Below are 16,207 nucleotides of genomic sequence, written 5' to 3'. Positions count from 1 at the left end.
CGCACGGATCCAATCCATGCGAGGCCTTCCTACATAGTCAGCGCCTATCAGCGCCTATCAGTGCTCAGCCGAGCGGTTCACCCTGTTGATGCCGGAGATGATCGCCTTGAGCGCGGAAGTCGTGATCGACGAGTCGATGCCGACGCCCCAGATGATCTCGGAATCCGCATCGGAGCCGACCTGGCACTCCACATAGGAGGCGGCCATCGCGTCGGTGCCGACGGACATCGTGTGCTCGACGTAGTCCATGACCGACGCCTCGATGCCGAGGTTCGCGATCGCGTTGAGGAACGCGGCGATCGGGCCGTTGCCCACGCCGGAGATCTCACGCTCGTGAGGCTCGTCGACGCCCACGTTGACGCCACGGTCGAGCACACGCGCCTTGAGCACGGTGTCGGAGCCATCCTCACCGGAGGAGACCGCCACCTTGAGCAGCTTCAGACGGCCCCACGGGGCGAGCGACGCATCGTGCGTATCGCCGACGACCACGCCGGCGGCGGTCATGCCCGACTGCTCGACCGGCAGGTACTCGTCCTTGAACAGGCGCCAGATGTCCTCGTCCTTGACTTCCTTCTTCGTGTCGTCGGCGTACTTCTGCACGACCTTGTCGAACTCCACCTGCAGACGCTTCGGCAGGTCGAGGTTGTGGTTGGTCTTGAGCAGGTAGGCCATGCCGCCCTTGCCGGACTGGGAGTTGACACGGATGATCGCCTCGTACGTACGGCCGATGTCCTTCGGGTCGATCGGCAGGTAGGGCACGAGCCAGACGAACTTGTCGAGATCGGCGCCGGCACGGTCCGCGGCCACCTGACGGGCCTCGAGACCCTTCTTGATGGCGTCCTGATGCGAGCCCGAGAACGCGGTGAACACGAAGTTGCCCGCGTACGGGTGACGCTCGGAGATCTTGATCTGGTTGCAGTACTCGACGGTCTTGCGGATCTCCGGCACGTCGGACAGGTCGAGCTGCGGGTCGACGCCCTGCGTGAGCAGGTTCAGGCCCAGCGTGACGAGGTCGACGTTGCCGGTGCGCTCGCCGTTGCCGAGCAGGCAGCCCTCGACGCGGTCGGCGCCGGCCAGTACGGCCAGCTCGGTGGCGGCCACGCCCATGCCCTCGTCGTTGTGCGGGTGCAGGGAGAGCACCACGGAGTCGCGGTCGTCGAGGTTGTTGGAGACATACTCCACCTCGTCGGCGAACACGTTCGGCGTGGTCATCTCGACCGTGGCCGGCAGGTTGATGATCATCGGGTGCTCGGGGGTCGGCTTGATGACGCCGATCACCGCGTTGCACACCTCGACGGCGTACTCCGGCTCGGTGCCGGTGAAGGACTCCGGCGAGTACTCGTAGTACAGGTCGATGCCCTCGGCCTCGCCCTCCAGATGCTTGCACAGTTCGGCGGCGTCGGTGGCGAGCTTCTTGATCTCCTCCTTGTTCTTGCGGAACACGACCTCGCGCTGCAGCACGGAGACGGAGTTGTAGAAGTGCACGATCGCGCGCTTGGCACCCTTGAGCGCCTCGTAGGTGCGGCGGATCAGGTGTTCGCGGCACTGGGTGAGCACGACGATGGTCACGTCGTCCGGAATGAGCTCACGCTCGATGAGCATGCGGATGAAGTCGAAATCGGTCTCCGAAGCGGACGGGAAGCCCACCTCGATCTCCTTGAAGCCCATGGAGACCAAGAGGTTCCAGAAGCGCAGCTTGCGCTCGGAGTCCATCGGGTTGACGAGCGCCTGGTTGCCGTCACGCAGATCGACGGAGCACCAGCGCGGCGCGCGCTGCAGCTTCTTGCCCGGCCACGTGCGCTGCGGGTAGTCGAACGGCACCTGCTTGTCGTAGGCGACGTACTTGGTGTACGGCATCTTGCTCGGCTTCTGCGGGTCGCCGATGAATCGTGCGGGAGGCAGCAGCGGGTCGTTGTTCCCTCCGTTGGATGCCGCGGCGACCGCGGCGAGATCGAATACCGATGATTGATCCTGACCCATCGTTCCTCCTTTGCTTGGTACACGGCGTTTGGTGCATGACCGTCTCTGCCGGCCATATGACAGTGATCAGACGTCTGTGGTTCGTTTACGCATACGTAACATGCGCAATCCCCCATCCTACCTACCGCGCGCCCCAACGCCTCGCCGGGTCCACAATGTTGCACGATTCGTCGGTTTTCCCCGGTAATGTCTCGCACATCACACCGCGCGACTCCACCGTGCGTGCGCCGCGCCCGCCCCGCCACAGCCGCCATCACGCGCCACACCTCGCGCTACATTGGAGTCATGACACTGCGATTCCGCGAGGACGGCACCTTTCGTGTGCTGCAGATGGCCGATATCCAGGACAAGCCCGAGGTCGATCCCGACACGATCCGTCTGATCCGCGAGGCGATCCGCAAGGCGGATCCCGATCTGGTGGTGCTGACCGGCGACCAGATCCGCGGCTACGACCCCGCATACATCGATACGTTCCTGCGCCGCCGCGGCGAGCAGCCGGGCGCGCGCGTGCGCGTCGTCACCGAGATCGAGGCGAAGCTGCAGGGCGTCAAGCGCCGCATCGCCGAACGCCACAACCCCGACGTGCCGCCCGTCGACGACGTCATCACGCCCGCCGATCTGATGGACGAGACGCGCGCCAAGGTGCGCCGCACGTTCGCCGCGTTCCTCGGACCGGTCGTCGACGCCGGCGTGCCGTTCGCCGCGACCTACGGCAACCACGACTTCCAGTGCGGCATCCTCGCCGAGGAGCAGGACGACATCTACCGCGAATTCCCCGGCTGTCTCAACCCGCCGGCGCCCGCCTCCGACGAGCCCGACGCGCCGCGCCCCGATCCGCTCGCGTTCGAGCCGGGCACGTTCGCGATGCCGGTCGAATCCTCCGACGGTTCCGGTCATATCGCGATGAGCGTGATGATGGTCAATTCGGGCGATTACGCGGACAAGGACACCCCCGCCGAACGCGACGCGCAGTATCCGCTATACGCGACGAACCCCCGCGGCCTCGATCTGGCCGACTCCGACGGCTACGGCACGCCCTCCCCCGAGGCGATCGCCTGGCTGGCGGACGTGCAGCACGAACTGGCCGCGCGCAACGGCGACGGCAAGCCGGTGCCCGCGATCGCCTTCCAGCACATTCCGCCGCAGGAGTTCTACGACGTGCTGAAGGAGGTTCCGGCGTGGACGCCGAACGCCGTGGAGGGCTCGCGCACCTTCTCCGGGCGATGCTTCGTGCTTGATGAATCGAAGTGTCGTCCGGGCTCCCGCCTTGGCGAGGGCATCGGATGCGCCGACGAGAACGTGGGCGAGGTCGATGCGATGCGCGATGCCGGCGGCTACTTCGCCCTCTTCTGCGGCCATGATCACAAGAACTCGTTCGTCGGACACGACGACGGCATCGATCTGGGATACGCGCCCACCTGCGGATTCGAATGCTACGGCCCGAAGTCGCGACTGCGTGGCATCCGTCTGTTCGAGTTCCACGAGGATCACCCGGCCACGTACACCACGCGCATGCTCACGTGGGGTGAACTGGTCGGCCGCTATTCGCATAACGAACTGCGCGTCTGGTTCGAGGACCACTGCGTCACCGACGGCGTCAGCGCCCGCGACCAGCTGCGCCGCCCCGCCGTCTTCGCCACCACCGCGGCCCTCGCCGGCGCCCTGCTCTACGCCATCACCCTCCCCCTGCGTCACCTCCTACGGCGTCGCTGAGAAGGGTCTGAGAAGGGTCTCAACCCCCTTAAGACCCTTCTCATTACTTCATCACTCTTGATCACTCCTGCAGGTAATACGCGGTCTGCTCGGTGGGCGCGGTGTTCATGTGGTACCCCATGAAGTACAGGCACGGCCTGTCCGCGCTGAACGTCATCACGCCCTGCCCGGGATCGAACGGCGTATCGCCGTTGGCGACGTCGAACGACGAGCCTTTGAAGATATACAGCGGATTCACCGGACGCTGCGAGATGCTGGCCTCATCGCCGCCTTGGTTGAAATAGGCGTCGCTGGCACAGAACGCACCCGAATGGCTTGCCCCGTCCCTGGTGGTGCACTGGTAGTCGTCATTCGGAGCGGTCAGATCCAGGAACCGCGTCGTACCACCGGTATACGCGCTCCAACCGTCGGGTCGATACCGCAGTTTCGTCGGATGCTCGTACAGGAGCGGCTTGTCACCGCTCTTCAGCGAGAGCGCACCGGTCTTGTCCAAGGTGACGCAGCTCTTGCCCGACTTCAGGCAATAGGTTCCGGCGATAGGAGTGAAATCGCCCTTGTCGGCCGCGCTGATGATCTCATCATTGGTGTACGTCTTCCTGGCGGATTCGGCGGATTCCTCGGACTGCTTGGATCCCGTCGACGAGGAATCGGCATCCTCGGTCGTCTTGGCACCCTTCACCGTGGCATCGGCGAGCGACTGCCAGTCGTAGTCGCCACCCTGCTCGACCAGATAGTAGACACTCGAGTCGCTCGGTGCGGGCTTCATCTTCATGACCGCATCCCTGCTGCCGCTGTATCCGTTGAACGGCAGGAACGGGTTCTGCGCCATCGTGTCGGTCATCGGCACGCTGGTCTTGGAATACAGCTTCGGATCGCGGTACAGGAGGAACGGCCGATCCGTGTCCACGGCCTTGCCTTTCTTCGCATCGGCGAGCGCATCCTTGTCGAAGAATCCCTTGCCTTCCAGCCCGTCAAGGTCGGATCCGACCGGTACGACCACGAAGTAGTCCTGCATGCGGTATGTGGCGCCGGAGTACGTCGACGACATGCTGTTCTGATCGAGGGACCCGTTCACGCACGTGCCCATGCCCACCCCGTTCGTGTCCACGCGCCGTTCGCCGCACCAGTAGTCGGTCAGGCTCTCGCGCGGCATCAGTTCGAACGCGCCGTAGTTCTGCGTGATCAGGTAGTCGGCCCTGTCGTTGCTGCAGTACGGCTGCTGGATCGCGTCGCAGGACACGAGTCCGCCGTATTCGCCGTAGTCCTGTCCGTCACGTCCCTTCTGGTACGTGATGCTGCCCTTGTCGTATGCGCTGTCGGTCTCGGCTCCGGCGTCGAACGTGATGCAGTCGCCGTCGTTGCGGCACCACGTTCCGGCCGCCACCGCCGACGTGCCGAGCATGTTGCTGGCGGCTCCGGTCTCCGGCGAGTTGTGGATCGTGTACGCCTCCTTCACGCCGCTCGCGTCGATGCCGTAGTACAGGGTGACCGCGGCGCCCGAGGAGACCGGCGATCCGGGTGCGGGATTCGATCCGGTGATCTTGCCGATGCGATCCTTGGACGCGAATCGCGGCACCAGCGTCACCTTATAGCCCTTCGATTCGAGCTGGGAACGTACGGCATCCCGATCGCCGCCGACAATATCGGCTCCGATGCCGTTGCCCTTCGTGGCGACTCCGACGTAGATGCCGTCATCTTTGCCGTCTTCGGGCACCGCCTGTCCTGCGGTGGGATACGCCGCGATGATCGTCCCCTCCGGCATCTTCTTCGTATCGTTGACGATGATCTGCTTGTAGTGGACCGGCACGCCCATGCCGTTCAGCGTCGAAACGGTCTGCTCCGCGCGCTTGCCGATCACGTTTCTGGGGACGCCTGGTCCGGCTGATTCGCGGATGGTCACGGTGACGTCGGTGCGAACGCGCTCGCCGGGTTTCGCACCCACATAGCCGAGGAATGCGCCACGACTTTCGCCGGAGAATTCACGCACGGTTGTGGTTGCGAGGCCTTTCGCGTGCAGGGCATCCGCGATGGCTTTGGCCGTGACCGAAGATTTGCCGTTCTGTTTCGAGGAGACCTGCGAGGTGATCGATGCGGGATCGGGTAGCGCCTTGCCGCCCCACAGTTCCGCACGGTAGGTGAGGAACGCGGCGATCGCGCCGGCGACGACCACGACCGCCGCGACGATGGCGATGATCAGCGGCAGACGGTTGCGGGCCGCACCGGCTGCGGGCCCGTCGCCTACCGGGCCAACCGGACCGCCCTGTCCGACCGGTGGGATCCCCGACGACGCCGGCTCGTGAGCCGTCGGGCCGGCCGGTTCCGACGCCCCCGTCGGTTCCGGATGGTTCAACGGCGATCCGCAGGATGTGCAGAACTTGCCATCGTCGTCATTGGCGGCGCCGCATGCGGTACAGAACATCTTCGACCTTCTCTCTCATGGTTCTCGATGATGTCTCCCCGCCTAGCCTACCGCGGTTCGGTTCCCTCTATCGAAACAGACTCACTCCTCGGCGGGCGATGCAGTAGGCGTTGCCAAGCCATGTGTGACGCGAGTTCGGCCATACGGCGCCGAGCCTCGGCGCGTTCTGGCTCATCCAGATGCTCGGCACGCGCCCATCGGCCGAACGCGATCCGAGCAGGTTGAACCCGTTCTTCTCCAGCAGCCATTCGGGGTGCTGCGTGGCGATCGCCAGACCCTCCTCCAGCGTGAGCGGCATGCGCTCGTCGGAGTCGATGAGCTTACGCGCCACGTCAGGCTCACGGTTGATGTAGCAGGTGCCGGTATGCGGTTCGACGACGAGGTAGAACGGTCCCTCCGGCGGCTCGAAACCGTCCTGCGGCAGGAAGCTGGCGATGTCGCGCGGCGGCATCGTCGTGAATCCCGCCATACGGTTGATCGAGGTTCGGGCGATCAGCGATTCGGGCGAGACCAGCTCACGCGTCGGCACCAGCAGGATGTCCGCGCCGAGATCGGACTGCTCGAGCGCCTCGATCAGCGGGCGCGCGAGGGAACGGAACGCCGCCGCGCTCATATCCGCCACATCCGGGTATCCCAGGGCTACGATTCGATCGAGTTGGTTCTTCGCTTCTTCCGATGCAATCGACATGCTTACAGCCTACCGCCGTGCCGGGAACCGACGAACCAGTCACCATGCGGGCAAACGGCCCGGAGCCATGATGTGTTCCGTAGAATTGACGGTTACGTCACGTTGTATCCACCCATCTATCCCAAGAGGTTGTTATGTCCGAGAAACTCAAGGTCGGCGTCCTCGGCGCCACCGGTATGGTCGGTCAGCGCTTCATCACGCTGCTTGAGAACCACCCGTGGTTCGAGGTGACCACGCTCGCCGCATCCGCGCACAGCGCCGGCAAGACGTATGAGGAGGCGGTCGGCGACCGTTGGAAGATGGAAGCGCCGATGCCCGAGTACGTCAAGCACATGCCGGTGGTCGACGGCGATGACGCCGAGAAGGTCGCCGCCGGAGTGGACTTCATGTTCTCCGCCGTGAACATGCCGAAGGATCAGATCCGCGCGATCGAGGAACGCTACGCGAAGACCGAGACCCCGGTCGTCTCGAACAACAGCGCCCACCGCTGGACCCCGGACGTGCCGATGGTCGTGCCGGAGATCAACCCGGAGCATTTCGCCGTGATCGAGCATCAGCGCAAGCGCCTCGGCACCACGCGCGGCTTCATCGCGGTCAAGCCGAACTGCTCGATCCAGGCGTACACGCCGGCGCTGGCCGCGTGGAAGGAGTTCGAGCCGCACGAGGTGGTCGTGAGCACCTATCAGGCGATCTCCGGCGCCGGCAAGACGTTCAAGGACTGGCCCGAGATGGTGGGCAACATCATCCCGTTCATCTCCGGCGAGGAGGCCAAGAGCGAGAAGGAGCCGCTCAAGGTCTTCGGTCACGTGGATGACGAGAAGGGCGAGATCGTGCCGTTCGACGGACCGCTTCGCATCACCTCGCAGTGCATCCGCGTGCCCGTGCTCGACGGCCACACCGCCACCGTGTTCATCAACTTCGGCAAGAAGGCCACGAAGGAGGAGCTGATCGACCGTCTGGTCAACTACACCTCCCGTGCCGCGGAACTGGGGCTGCCGCACGCGCCGAAGCACTTCATCCAGTACCTGACCGAGGACGACCGCCCGCAGGTCAAGCTGGACGTCGACTACGAGGGCGGCATGGGCGTGTCGATCGGCCGTCTGCGTGAGGATTCGATCTTCGACTGGAAGTTCGTCGGACTCGCCCACAACACGCTGCGCGGCGCCGCCGGCGGCGCCCTCGAATGCGCCGAGATGCTCAAGGCGCTCGGCTACATCACCAAGAAGTAGCAGCTGATCAGCACTAGCCCCAGCCGGGTATCGCGTTTCCCACACGGTTCCGCGATACCCGGTTTTTCATACCACATAGTTTTCATACCACACATTGAATCGGCAATAGATTTGTCGCCGACTGGCTTGCTTGCCCCGGCAGTATCCTACGGTGCGAATTCATTGTTGAATTGACTGCCCCCCAGACCCGCTTCGCGGGCCGGATCGGAGCGAGATGCGCGATGAGTTTGCCACTCAGCGCATGTCAATCGGTTGATGTTCGTTGAGTGGCAGAAAACCGTGCCGCTCAACGCAATTTCGGCGATTTTTTACGTTGAACGGCAGACAAGGCGGCGGCAGAGGCAGTTTTTGGAATACTGGCTATTGCAGAATCGTTGGAAAATAGCCGTTTTGACAACATGTCAAAACGACGGCGAGGCAGTAACGACGTATCGTCGTGCCGCTCAACGCCAAAATCGACGAAAATTGCGTTGAGCGGCACCGCCGGGGGCACAGACAGGGGCGCAACCGGGCGGCATGGCTGAAGTGGTGCGGGAGAGCGGCGCAATTGAGTCGGTTCATGATGGCGCGGCCGAGCGTCTAACATCTCGCGCCGGAAAATTCGTTGGTCTCATCCTGACTCCTCTTGTCAGGGTTCCTCTTGTCGGGGCGTTGCCGTGAAGCAAGCGGCGGAGCTGCTTGTAGGCAACGTGCAAGCCGACAGGCGGGCCGGCATGACGCGCACGCAGCGCGTCCATAATCGCAATACAGCCGGCCACGAAACGGGTCTAAGAGACAGTCAATTCAGCAATGAATTCACGCAGGATACGGGTTGGAAATTAGCGTTCACCCTTCTTGATAGACTTGTACCTACGCGCGATACACACAAACACGCGTTGGGAATTAGCATTCACCCTTCTTGATAGACTTGCGTATCCTCGCGAATATCCTCGGGACTCGTTGGGAATTAGCATTCACCCTTCTTGATAGACTTGAAACGTCACGAACAGTACCCGAGTGCTTCGTTGGGAATTAGCATTCACCCTTCTTGATAGACTTGATGCCGCCGAACGTTTGCGCCTCGTCGGGTTGGGAATTAGCATTCACCCTTCTTGATAGACTTGACTTCACCGACCACCTACTCGACCACCTGTTGGGAATTAGCATTCACCCTTCTTGATAGACTTGGCCGGGTGCAAGTCCCGGCGACGCACGAGTTGGGAATTAGCATTCACCCTTCTTGATAGACTTGTATTGGTCATAAGACCACGTGGGCGTTGAGTTGGGAATTAGCATTCACCCTTCTTGATAGACTTGCCTGCCGGTAGGTCCACCGCTCCACGAGGTTGGGAATTAGCATTCACCCTTCTTGATAGACTTGGACGCGGAGTCCGGCTTGCTGTGTGAAAGGTTGGGAATTAGCATTCACCCTTCTTGATAGACTTGACGCGGGCCACGACACCACGCTCGTTTCGTTGGGAATTAGCATTCACCCTTCTTGATAGACTTGAGCGGCCCACCATGAGGAACCCGGACCGGTTGGGAATTAGCATTCACCCTTCTTGATAGACTTGCCGAGTCCGAAGCGAACAGCAGTTTCGTGTTGGGAATTAGCATTCACCCTTCTTGATAGACTTGATAGCCTCTCAAGAAGGGCCATTTTCTGCGGTTTGTAGCACTTTCTTCATTCAGAAAAGCGTGAACAGCTGCGGAGTCTCCTCTTCCAGGTCCTGTTCGGAGTTGGAGAATCGTAGTGCCGAAGACCACTGGTGATCGCTGATGTGCAACACGCGCACATATCCGTGTGCCGGTAAAGCCGCTTTGATCGCCTGAACCGTCGAACGGTTTCCCGCCTGCGTGGGAGTGTATCTGGCGTAAACCGAATACTGCACCATGCTGTAGCCCATATCCAACAGCATGTTCCTGAATTCTGTAGCAGCACGACGCTGTTGCTTGGTTTTGACCGGTAGGTCAAACATCACCAAACACCACATGCCGCCACTGTCCTCATCCCTTTTCATACGATGCCCGCATATTCGGGCACCGCGAGTCGGTCGACACGCCCTTCACAGTACAAGCCATATTGTTGTGCGAAGTCATTCAGCGAACTGGGAATCGTCAATCCGGTCCCGTTGAGTTGCTGGTTAACAGCTTCAACAAGATACTTCTTTATACTCTTATCCGATAGATCGTCTTCCGCCCGCAATTCAGCAACGCTCCGGTCGATTGCCGGACGATACGGTTCCAGCATGTCGTCTGCCAGACAGAAGTAATTGCCTCGATTACGATGGTGCATCCCCAAGGAGGGGATCAACCCAGCCGATATGACCGCCTTGACCGCGAAACCGCGCAGCACCATATAGGCATAATCCAACTGCGCGTTACGACCTCGGCCGTCACCTGGGCTTCGTTTGAACTCCTCATCGGCTGGAAACACCCGTTTCCAATACTCCCGCGCCGCATGCCCTTCACAATTCGAGGGGTCTCCGGATCGGACCGACGCGGCGATGCCGCGCAACAATCCTCCCCCATCAATTCCAAGCGCGTCCAAGCATGCCGCTTGACCGCGGATCTTGGCCTGGACGATTCGACCCCATGCATTCTTTCCACGAGGCAACGTCATATCGACTTGCGCCAATTGACGCCGAGTGACCGTAGTCGGCAGATTCGTCCAAGCGTGAAGCGCCGCATCAGGTACTCCACGCCAGTCGCACAACAGGACCGATACCCCGTAGCGGGCCATCTCATGCAATACAGAGGCAGAGCATGATATTCGCAGCCCAAGCAGCACGACAGCCACCTGAGATAACGGAACATCCACCGGCTCATCAACAGCATCCCGTTGTACACGCATACAGCCCCGTACATACGAGATATTGCCGGACATCTCCGTGCAATCAACGACCCGCCACTGGCTCTGCATGATGCACTCTTAGTCAAACCATCGCCATGAACATGGCAAACCGGACTGCGAACGCCACCGCGCTTCGCCCAAGGTGTTACGGCGAATCACCGTTGGGGAAAAGCCTCCAAAGACATCTACGGTAGATATCCATCCCGTCTTAGCTACGACTTTCTGAACTCCATCAGGTATTTCCTGATTTTTGCCGAGTTTCATCAACCCTTCGGATGCCAGCAGTCTCGGATGTAGCCTGAGTTGTTTGTTCGAGAAGAAACCATCCAACACCCATGAACATTGAGCGGTACTTGCCGAATCAGAGCCATCGCACCAATCCACGAACTCACCGATCTGCCCATTAAGCGCGGTCTCCCGAGGGAACTCCACACGAAGTTCATCGCCGACAACCATCCAGCCAAGATACGTGGCATTACCGGCTTGCACCGCCTGTACGGTCCGAGGCTCACCCCATCGCATTGAAACCGACTGAGGCGGCAACGGTTCCGAGAACAGATCAGCGCCACGCGCCCGCAGCAAATCCACTTGGAACACGCGAATCATCCCGTACCAGTACTTGCGCACACCTTTGGCGTTCTGTTTCCAGCACCGATAGACACGCGCATGGTGGATCGACGAACCAATATCAGCCGAACCTCCACGGACAGCGAGTTGCGCCGACTGTCCGTCGAAGAACTCCACCTCGTCACTGGCGGAGTACGTGACGCCGTGCACGGCAATCGTCCGCGAATCATTCGCGGGCAGACCGACTGCGGCATCAAAATCAGGCAAACGCGTAAGAGCACACCACAACGCAGGTGTGGACGCCCTGCGAACCAGATCAGCATCCATGGCATCACCAAGCCGCACACGGAGTAGCTTCTTGACCGTCGCATCATGCGCTATCGAATTGCCCAGTTGCAACCTCATCGGCTGACGGACAACTATCCGATCATGATCAAGGGCATCATTCAGCAGCTCCAACAACGATTCCATAGCCGCGCGCCACTGTTGGAATGGAACATATCCCGGACAGCCTTCATACGGATATTCCTTCCAGCTCCGCTCACCGTTGGCCAGTCGTCCTGCAATCAACTGTGACTCACGCAATGAATCGCGTTCCACAAGTGTCTGTGCCACGGATGGGCGCATTATGGCGATCACAGAAGCATCCATCGCATGATGACGGCGGTCCAAACGGGTCTTGTAACGAGCACCAAAGAAGTGAATCCTGCCTTCCAAACCACTCGCTCTACGAGCAAGAGCTGTAACTCGCCCCTGGAACACACGGACCTCCACCATAATCCGAGGACGGAGCTCATCGCACTCCTCAAGATAATGCCCCGCGTTGAAATACCAATCGATACGACGATGCAATTCGTCGGCCATCCATGCGACCGATTCGATGGACCTATTGTCGATTGGCTCATCACTGTAGGTCTGCTTCAGTCTGATCTTCACATCCTGCTTGAACCGTCTCCAAGTTTGCGAAGTATCAGCGTTCCTGTCATAGAGCATGTGATCGACCCGCTGCAAGGATTCCTTCAAATTCACTCCACGAGCATGTGCCGCCTCGGAGTCCGCCCACACCGCAAATGGAATGTTCGACTTAAGCCTGTTGCATTCGATGCAAACAGCGGCCAGATTCGTCCGCGTATTAGTCGATCCCGCACCTTTCCGAGGCACGATATGGTCCATTTCGCAGTTTCTGAACGCAATCGGCCGTCCGCAATAGAGACATTCGCCGTTCTGCCGTTGAATCGCCTCGATACGACGAATATCCTCACTACGTACACGGTCAAGATGTTCGCTCTCACGAAGCTGCTTCGCCAGCGAAGACCGATAGACGCTCCTGTTGCCGGTTCGTCGCTCATATTGCCGTGCAGTAGCTACCGAATCGAACGCGGAACGCACATGCTCAATCTGTACCGATACAGGGGTACCCCAGCGATTACGGCAATTTGACAGCCATCGGCTGACGATTCTCAGTACTCTGTCTACAGAGGGATTGCCCAATGACGCACCGATGGGATCTGCCGGAGGTCTCCAGTAATCAGAAACGTGGAACAACACCTTACGTGCGGCGTGCAGGTCATCGTTGGTGGTCAGCATGCGTTCCGTCAGCTTCCGTAGCGTCTCTTCGCCGTATGCGGCTCGACCTGCAGGAAGATCAACGGAGTCCAGTCTGCTCAAACCCTCATCGTCAAGGCCATCGATGAAGTCGAGCGCCTCCTCGTATGAGATGTCTCCATGGACACCATCCAGATCCACCGTATTGGACAGCAGTCTGATCATAGACTCCTGTGCCTGCCCTGAGGCGTTTTGCCACCATGCCTGCAAGGGCTTGGCGATCTTCTTGTCCGCTTCGCATATCCTCTGGAAAGAGGTCAGTCGAGGCGGGGTGCTGGAAATACGGTCCTCGCCGTCTTCGGTGGTTTTCCCAACGCCCCGAAGCTGTCTCCGCTCATATCCGAGATGCGATGCAACATCTCCCCAAGTAATGTCCTTCGAATCATCAGAGACGAGCATCGCAAAAATCGTCTGCTTCTCCTCAATCGTCAAAGGCCGTTCCTGCTTGTTCTCCTGAATACGGAGATTCGTCAGCACATTGGCGATCCGGTATCGTTGGAACACCAACGATGCTTTCAAGGCACGAGGCTGTGCTGCATCAAATGGGTCACGCCCCACTCGTTTCTCCGCGGATCCCTTGGGAGAGTTCGCGCGGAATATTGCGTGGAATAGGAGATCACCCTCTGATTCCGGAACACGTTGTACAGAGAAGATACGCTTGAGCTCATTGGCGTTATCCTCCTGCATCAGTTTGGAAGGCAGCAAGCCTTCGCCCCGCTTGCTGCTGGTTCGCAAGCGGGCGTTATCCACTGTCCTATGAGGCCACGCTGCAATAACGATCTGCGCCGATGTCATATCCTCATCTAATGCATGTCCGATCTGCGCCTCGGCTCGAGTTTTCAGCTCACGGTATTGCTCCGAATACGGATTATCCACCAGTAGCGATTCCACGCGGTGATATGGGTTGCGCCATCCCCTATGGCGCGCGATATGTCTGATGGCAATGGAGATGTTTTCCTTGCGCGTGGCTTCATCCTCAATAAACACATCGGCCAAGCCAGAACGTATTTTCCACTCGTCGAAAGTGTCCAACGTCTCAGGGTCAATGATCGGATAGCCCAATCGCTGCAACAACTCATCAAGCTGGTTAAGACGCTTGCGACGCCGACGCAACATTCGCCGCGCGCGTCGGCTCTCACCTGAAACGCTCTTACGCGTAGCCGCGTCCTTGTTCCTCGTCGGATCGACCCCGCCGTCATGAATAACTGATTGCGCATTGAGAATACGTATCGGAGTATTGGCGTCATCAACCTCGATGGCGGCCAATCCCACCGAGTTCAGTCCAACATCAATCCCCACTCGATAACGCTTTGCACTCATCTGAATTCCTCTTCCCCGAGAACAATAGTGCCATCCATATTACCTGATTCCGCTGGCATGCGAGGCGAACTTCAGAGAGCACGGATGGCCAGCAGGAGAGGCTGAAGCTGTCTAAGAATCGCCTTCATAAAAAACGGGACGGGTGTAACACCCGCCCCTACGATCTGGAGACCGTTGAGCAATCAAAGTGGCTAACTCGTCCACTCTTATTGAGAATTAGCAAAGCCCATTATAGCCCATAAGATCGTCAGACTCACCTCGCGGAGACCAACATCGCGGAGAAAAGGCCCTTCGCATGTTATCTGGGTGACGGTCGCCGGCTGGAAGCATCTTCGAGATACTCGTGGAATGGCCACCGCCCAGCGTGACAATCGACTGGGATCGTTACTATACGTCAGCGCACTGCGCTCAGCGACCGGTGCCGCCGTAGACGACGGCCTCCACCTGCGTGGCGTCGAGACCGTAGGCGGTGTGCAAGGCGCGCACGGCGTCGTTGAGCTGGTCGAGCGGCACGAGCGCGGCGATGCGGATCTCGGAGGTGGAGATCATCAGCACGTTGATGCCGTGGTCGCTCAGCGCCTGGAAGAACTTGGCGGCGAGGCCGGAGTGGGTCTTCATGCCCACGCCGACGACGGCAACCTTGCCGACCTTGGTATCCACATCGAAGGAACGGTAGCCGAGCTCCTCGTGCTTATCGATCAGGGCGTTCTCCACCGCCTTGACGGACGACTCCGGCACGGTGAAGGAGATGTCGGCGAGGCCCGCGGAGGAGCCGGCCTGCACGATCATGTCCACGTTGATGCCGGCGGCCGCCAGCTCGGTGAACACCTTCGCGGCCATGCCCGGCTCGTTCGGCACGCCACGCACGGTGGCCAGCGCCTCGCTGCGGTCATGCGCCACACCGGAGATGACCGGAGCCTCGGGGCCGAGGTCCGGGAACAGATCGCCCATCGATTTTTCGTTGTTGTTGTCGCTCATTGTCTTGCCTTGTCTTGCTTCGTAAACGTGTTGTCAATACCGTCGGTGCGATGCCGTCGACGTGATCTCGACCGATCAGTCGATGTTCGGCAGCGTGCGCGGGTCGACTCCCTCGGGAACGACCAGCGTGCCGGGACGGTGGGAGAAGGAGCTGCGCACATGCAGAGGCATGTTGAATCGCTGCGCGTATTCGACGCAGCGCAGCGCGAGCACCTTCGAACCGCAGGATGCCATTTCGAGGATCGCGTCGTAGCCGACGTAGGGGATGCGGCGTGCGGTCGGCACGATGCGCGGGTCGGCGGTGAAGATGCCATCCACGTCGGTGTAGATCTCGCAGATGTCGGCGCCGAGCGCAACGGCGAGCGCAACGGCGGAGGTATCGGAGCCGCCGCGGCCGAGCGTGGTGGCGTCGCCCTTCGCGTTGATGCCCTGGAATCCGGCGACGATCGCGACGTCTCCCAGCGACAGCGCGTTCTTCACGCGGTCGGGCTTGACGGCCTTGATGTGGGCCGCGCCATAGCGGGCATCGGTGAAGAAGCCGGCCTGCTGTCCGGTGAAGGAGTGGGCGCGGCTGCCTTCCGCATGAATGGCCATGGCGAGCAGACTCATCGAGATGCGTTCGCCGGCGGTCATGAGCATGTCCATCTCGCGCTCGGGCGGGTTCGAGTCGATGCTCAGCGCCTGATCGATGAGATCATCGGTGGTGTCTCCCATTGCGGATACCACCACGGCGACCTTGTTGCCTTTCTTCTTGGTCTCGACGACGCGCTTGGCCACACGTTTGATCGATTCCGTATCGGCGACCGACGAGCCGCCGTACTTCTGTACGATGAGAGCCACTGCTGTCCATTTCTCTCTTGGGGGTTTCGGGGCAT

Annotated in this window: 11 protein-coding genes and 1 CRISPR repeat array; of the genes, 2 read left to right on the top strand and 9 right to left on the bottom strand. The window is 60.4% G+C overall.

The window, feature by feature from the left end; genetic code table 11:
- Positions 1–57 precede the first annotated feature (57 nt).
- Positions 58–1,980, bottom strand: coding sequence for a 2-isopropylmalate synthase (gene leuA, locus BCAL_RS06160; RefSeq protein ID WP_043165610.1), 1,923 nt, complete (start codon positions 1,978–1,980; stop codon positions 58–60).
- Between the two features lie 285 nt (positions 1,981–2,265).
- On the opposite strand from leuA, the gene BCAL_RS06155 reads away from it, so the two are divergent.
- Positions 2,266–3,693, top strand: a complete 1,428-nt coding sequence (locus BCAL_RS06155; protein WP_043165611.1) for a metallophosphoesterase family protein — start codon at positions 2,266–2,268, stop codon at positions 3,691–3,693.
- Between the two features lie 61 nt (positions 3,694–3,754).
- Here the strand turns inward: BCAL_RS06155 and BCAL_RS12715 are convergent, their stop codons facing one another.
- Both BCAL_RS12715 and BCAL_RS06145 read right to left on the bottom strand, forming a co-directional pair.
- The gene (locus BCAL_RS12715; RefSeq protein ID WP_081887304.1) at positions 3,755–6,112 is read right to left on the bottom strand and encodes a PASTA domain-containing protein; all 2,358 of its coding nucleotides are present in this window, start codon (positions 6,110–6,112) and stop codon (positions 3,755–3,757) included.
- A gap of 67 nt (positions 6,113–6,179) precedes the next feature.
- Positions 6,180–6,800: a DUF5701 family protein gene (locus BCAL_RS06145; RefSeq protein ID WP_043165613.1), complete on the bottom strand. Its 621-nt coding sequence runs from the start codon at positions 6,798–6,800 to the stop codon at positions 6,180–6,182.
- Between the two features lie 134 nt (positions 6,801–6,934).
- Between BCAL_RS06145 and asd the strand changes: the two genes are divergently transcribed.
- A complete protein-coding gene (asd, locus tag BCAL_RS06140; protein ID WP_043165615.1) occupies positions 6,935–8,029 on the top strand; it encodes an aspartate-semialdehyde dehydrogenase in 1,095 nt (364 codons plus the stop codon).
- Between the two features lie 286 nt (positions 8,030–8,315).
- Here the strand turns inward: asd and BCAL_RS13190 are convergent, their stop codons facing one another.
- The 6 genes from BCAL_RS13190 to BCAL_RS06115 form a co-directional block, all read right to left on the bottom strand.
- The gene (locus BCAL_RS13190; RefSeq protein ID WP_152600333.1) at positions 8,316–8,510 is read right to left on the bottom strand and encodes a hypothetical protein; all 195 of its coding nucleotides are present in this window, start codon (positions 8,508–8,510) and stop codon (positions 8,316–8,318) included.
- Positions 8,511–8,839: 329 nt separating this feature from the next.
- Positions 8,840–9,646: a CRISPR direct-repeat array (repeat unit 36 nt; unit sequence GTTGGGAATTAGCATTCACCCTTCTTGATAGACTTG).
- A 50-nt stretch (positions 9,647–9,696) separates the two neighbouring features.
- Complete coding sequence (cas2, locus tag BCAL_RS06135) at positions 9,697–10,029, bottom strand: CRISPR-associated endonuclease Cas2 (RefSeq protein WP_043165617.1); 333 nt, start codon at positions 10,027–10,029, stop codon at positions 9,697–9,699.
- On the bottom strand, positions 10,026–10,931 hold the full coding sequence (gene cas1, locus BCAL_RS06130) for a type II CRISPR-associated endonuclease Cas1 (protein WP_043165618.1): 906 nt from the start codon (positions 10,929–10,931) through the stop codon (positions 10,026–10,028). Before cas1 ends, cas2 begins: the two co-directional genes overlap by 4 nt.
- A 9-nt stretch (positions 10,932–10,940) precedes the next feature.
- The gene (gene cas9 / locus BCAL_RS06125) at positions 10,941–14,354 is read right to left on the bottom strand and encodes a type II CRISPR RNA-guided endonuclease Cas9 (RefSeq protein WP_043165620.1); all 3,414 of its coding nucleotides are present in this window, start codon (positions 14,352–14,354) and stop codon (positions 10,941–10,943) included.
- A 408-nt stretch (positions 14,355–14,762) separates the two neighbouring features.
- Positions 14,763–15,332, bottom strand: coding sequence for an ACT domain-containing protein (locus BCAL_RS06120; protein ID WP_043165622.1), 570 nt, complete (start codon positions 15,330–15,332; stop codon positions 14,763–14,765).
- A gap of 75 nt (positions 15,333–15,407) precedes the next feature.
- The gene (locus BCAL_RS06115; RefSeq protein ID WP_043165623.1) at positions 15,408–16,172 is read right to left on the bottom strand and encodes an aspartate kinase; all 765 of its coding nucleotides are present in this window, start codon (positions 16,170–16,172) and stop codon (positions 15,408–15,410) included.
- Positions 16,173–16,207: the final 35 nt, after the last annotated feature.

Source organism: Bifidobacterium callitrichos DSM 23973, from assembly GCF_000741175.1.
Taxonomy (GTDB): Bacteria; Actinomycetota; Actinomycetes; order Actinomycetales; family Bifidobacteriaceae; genus Bifidobacterium; species Bifidobacterium callitrichos.
Note: the sequence above shows the minus strand (reverse complement) of the source record. Positions and strands in the feature narration are given on the sequence as shown.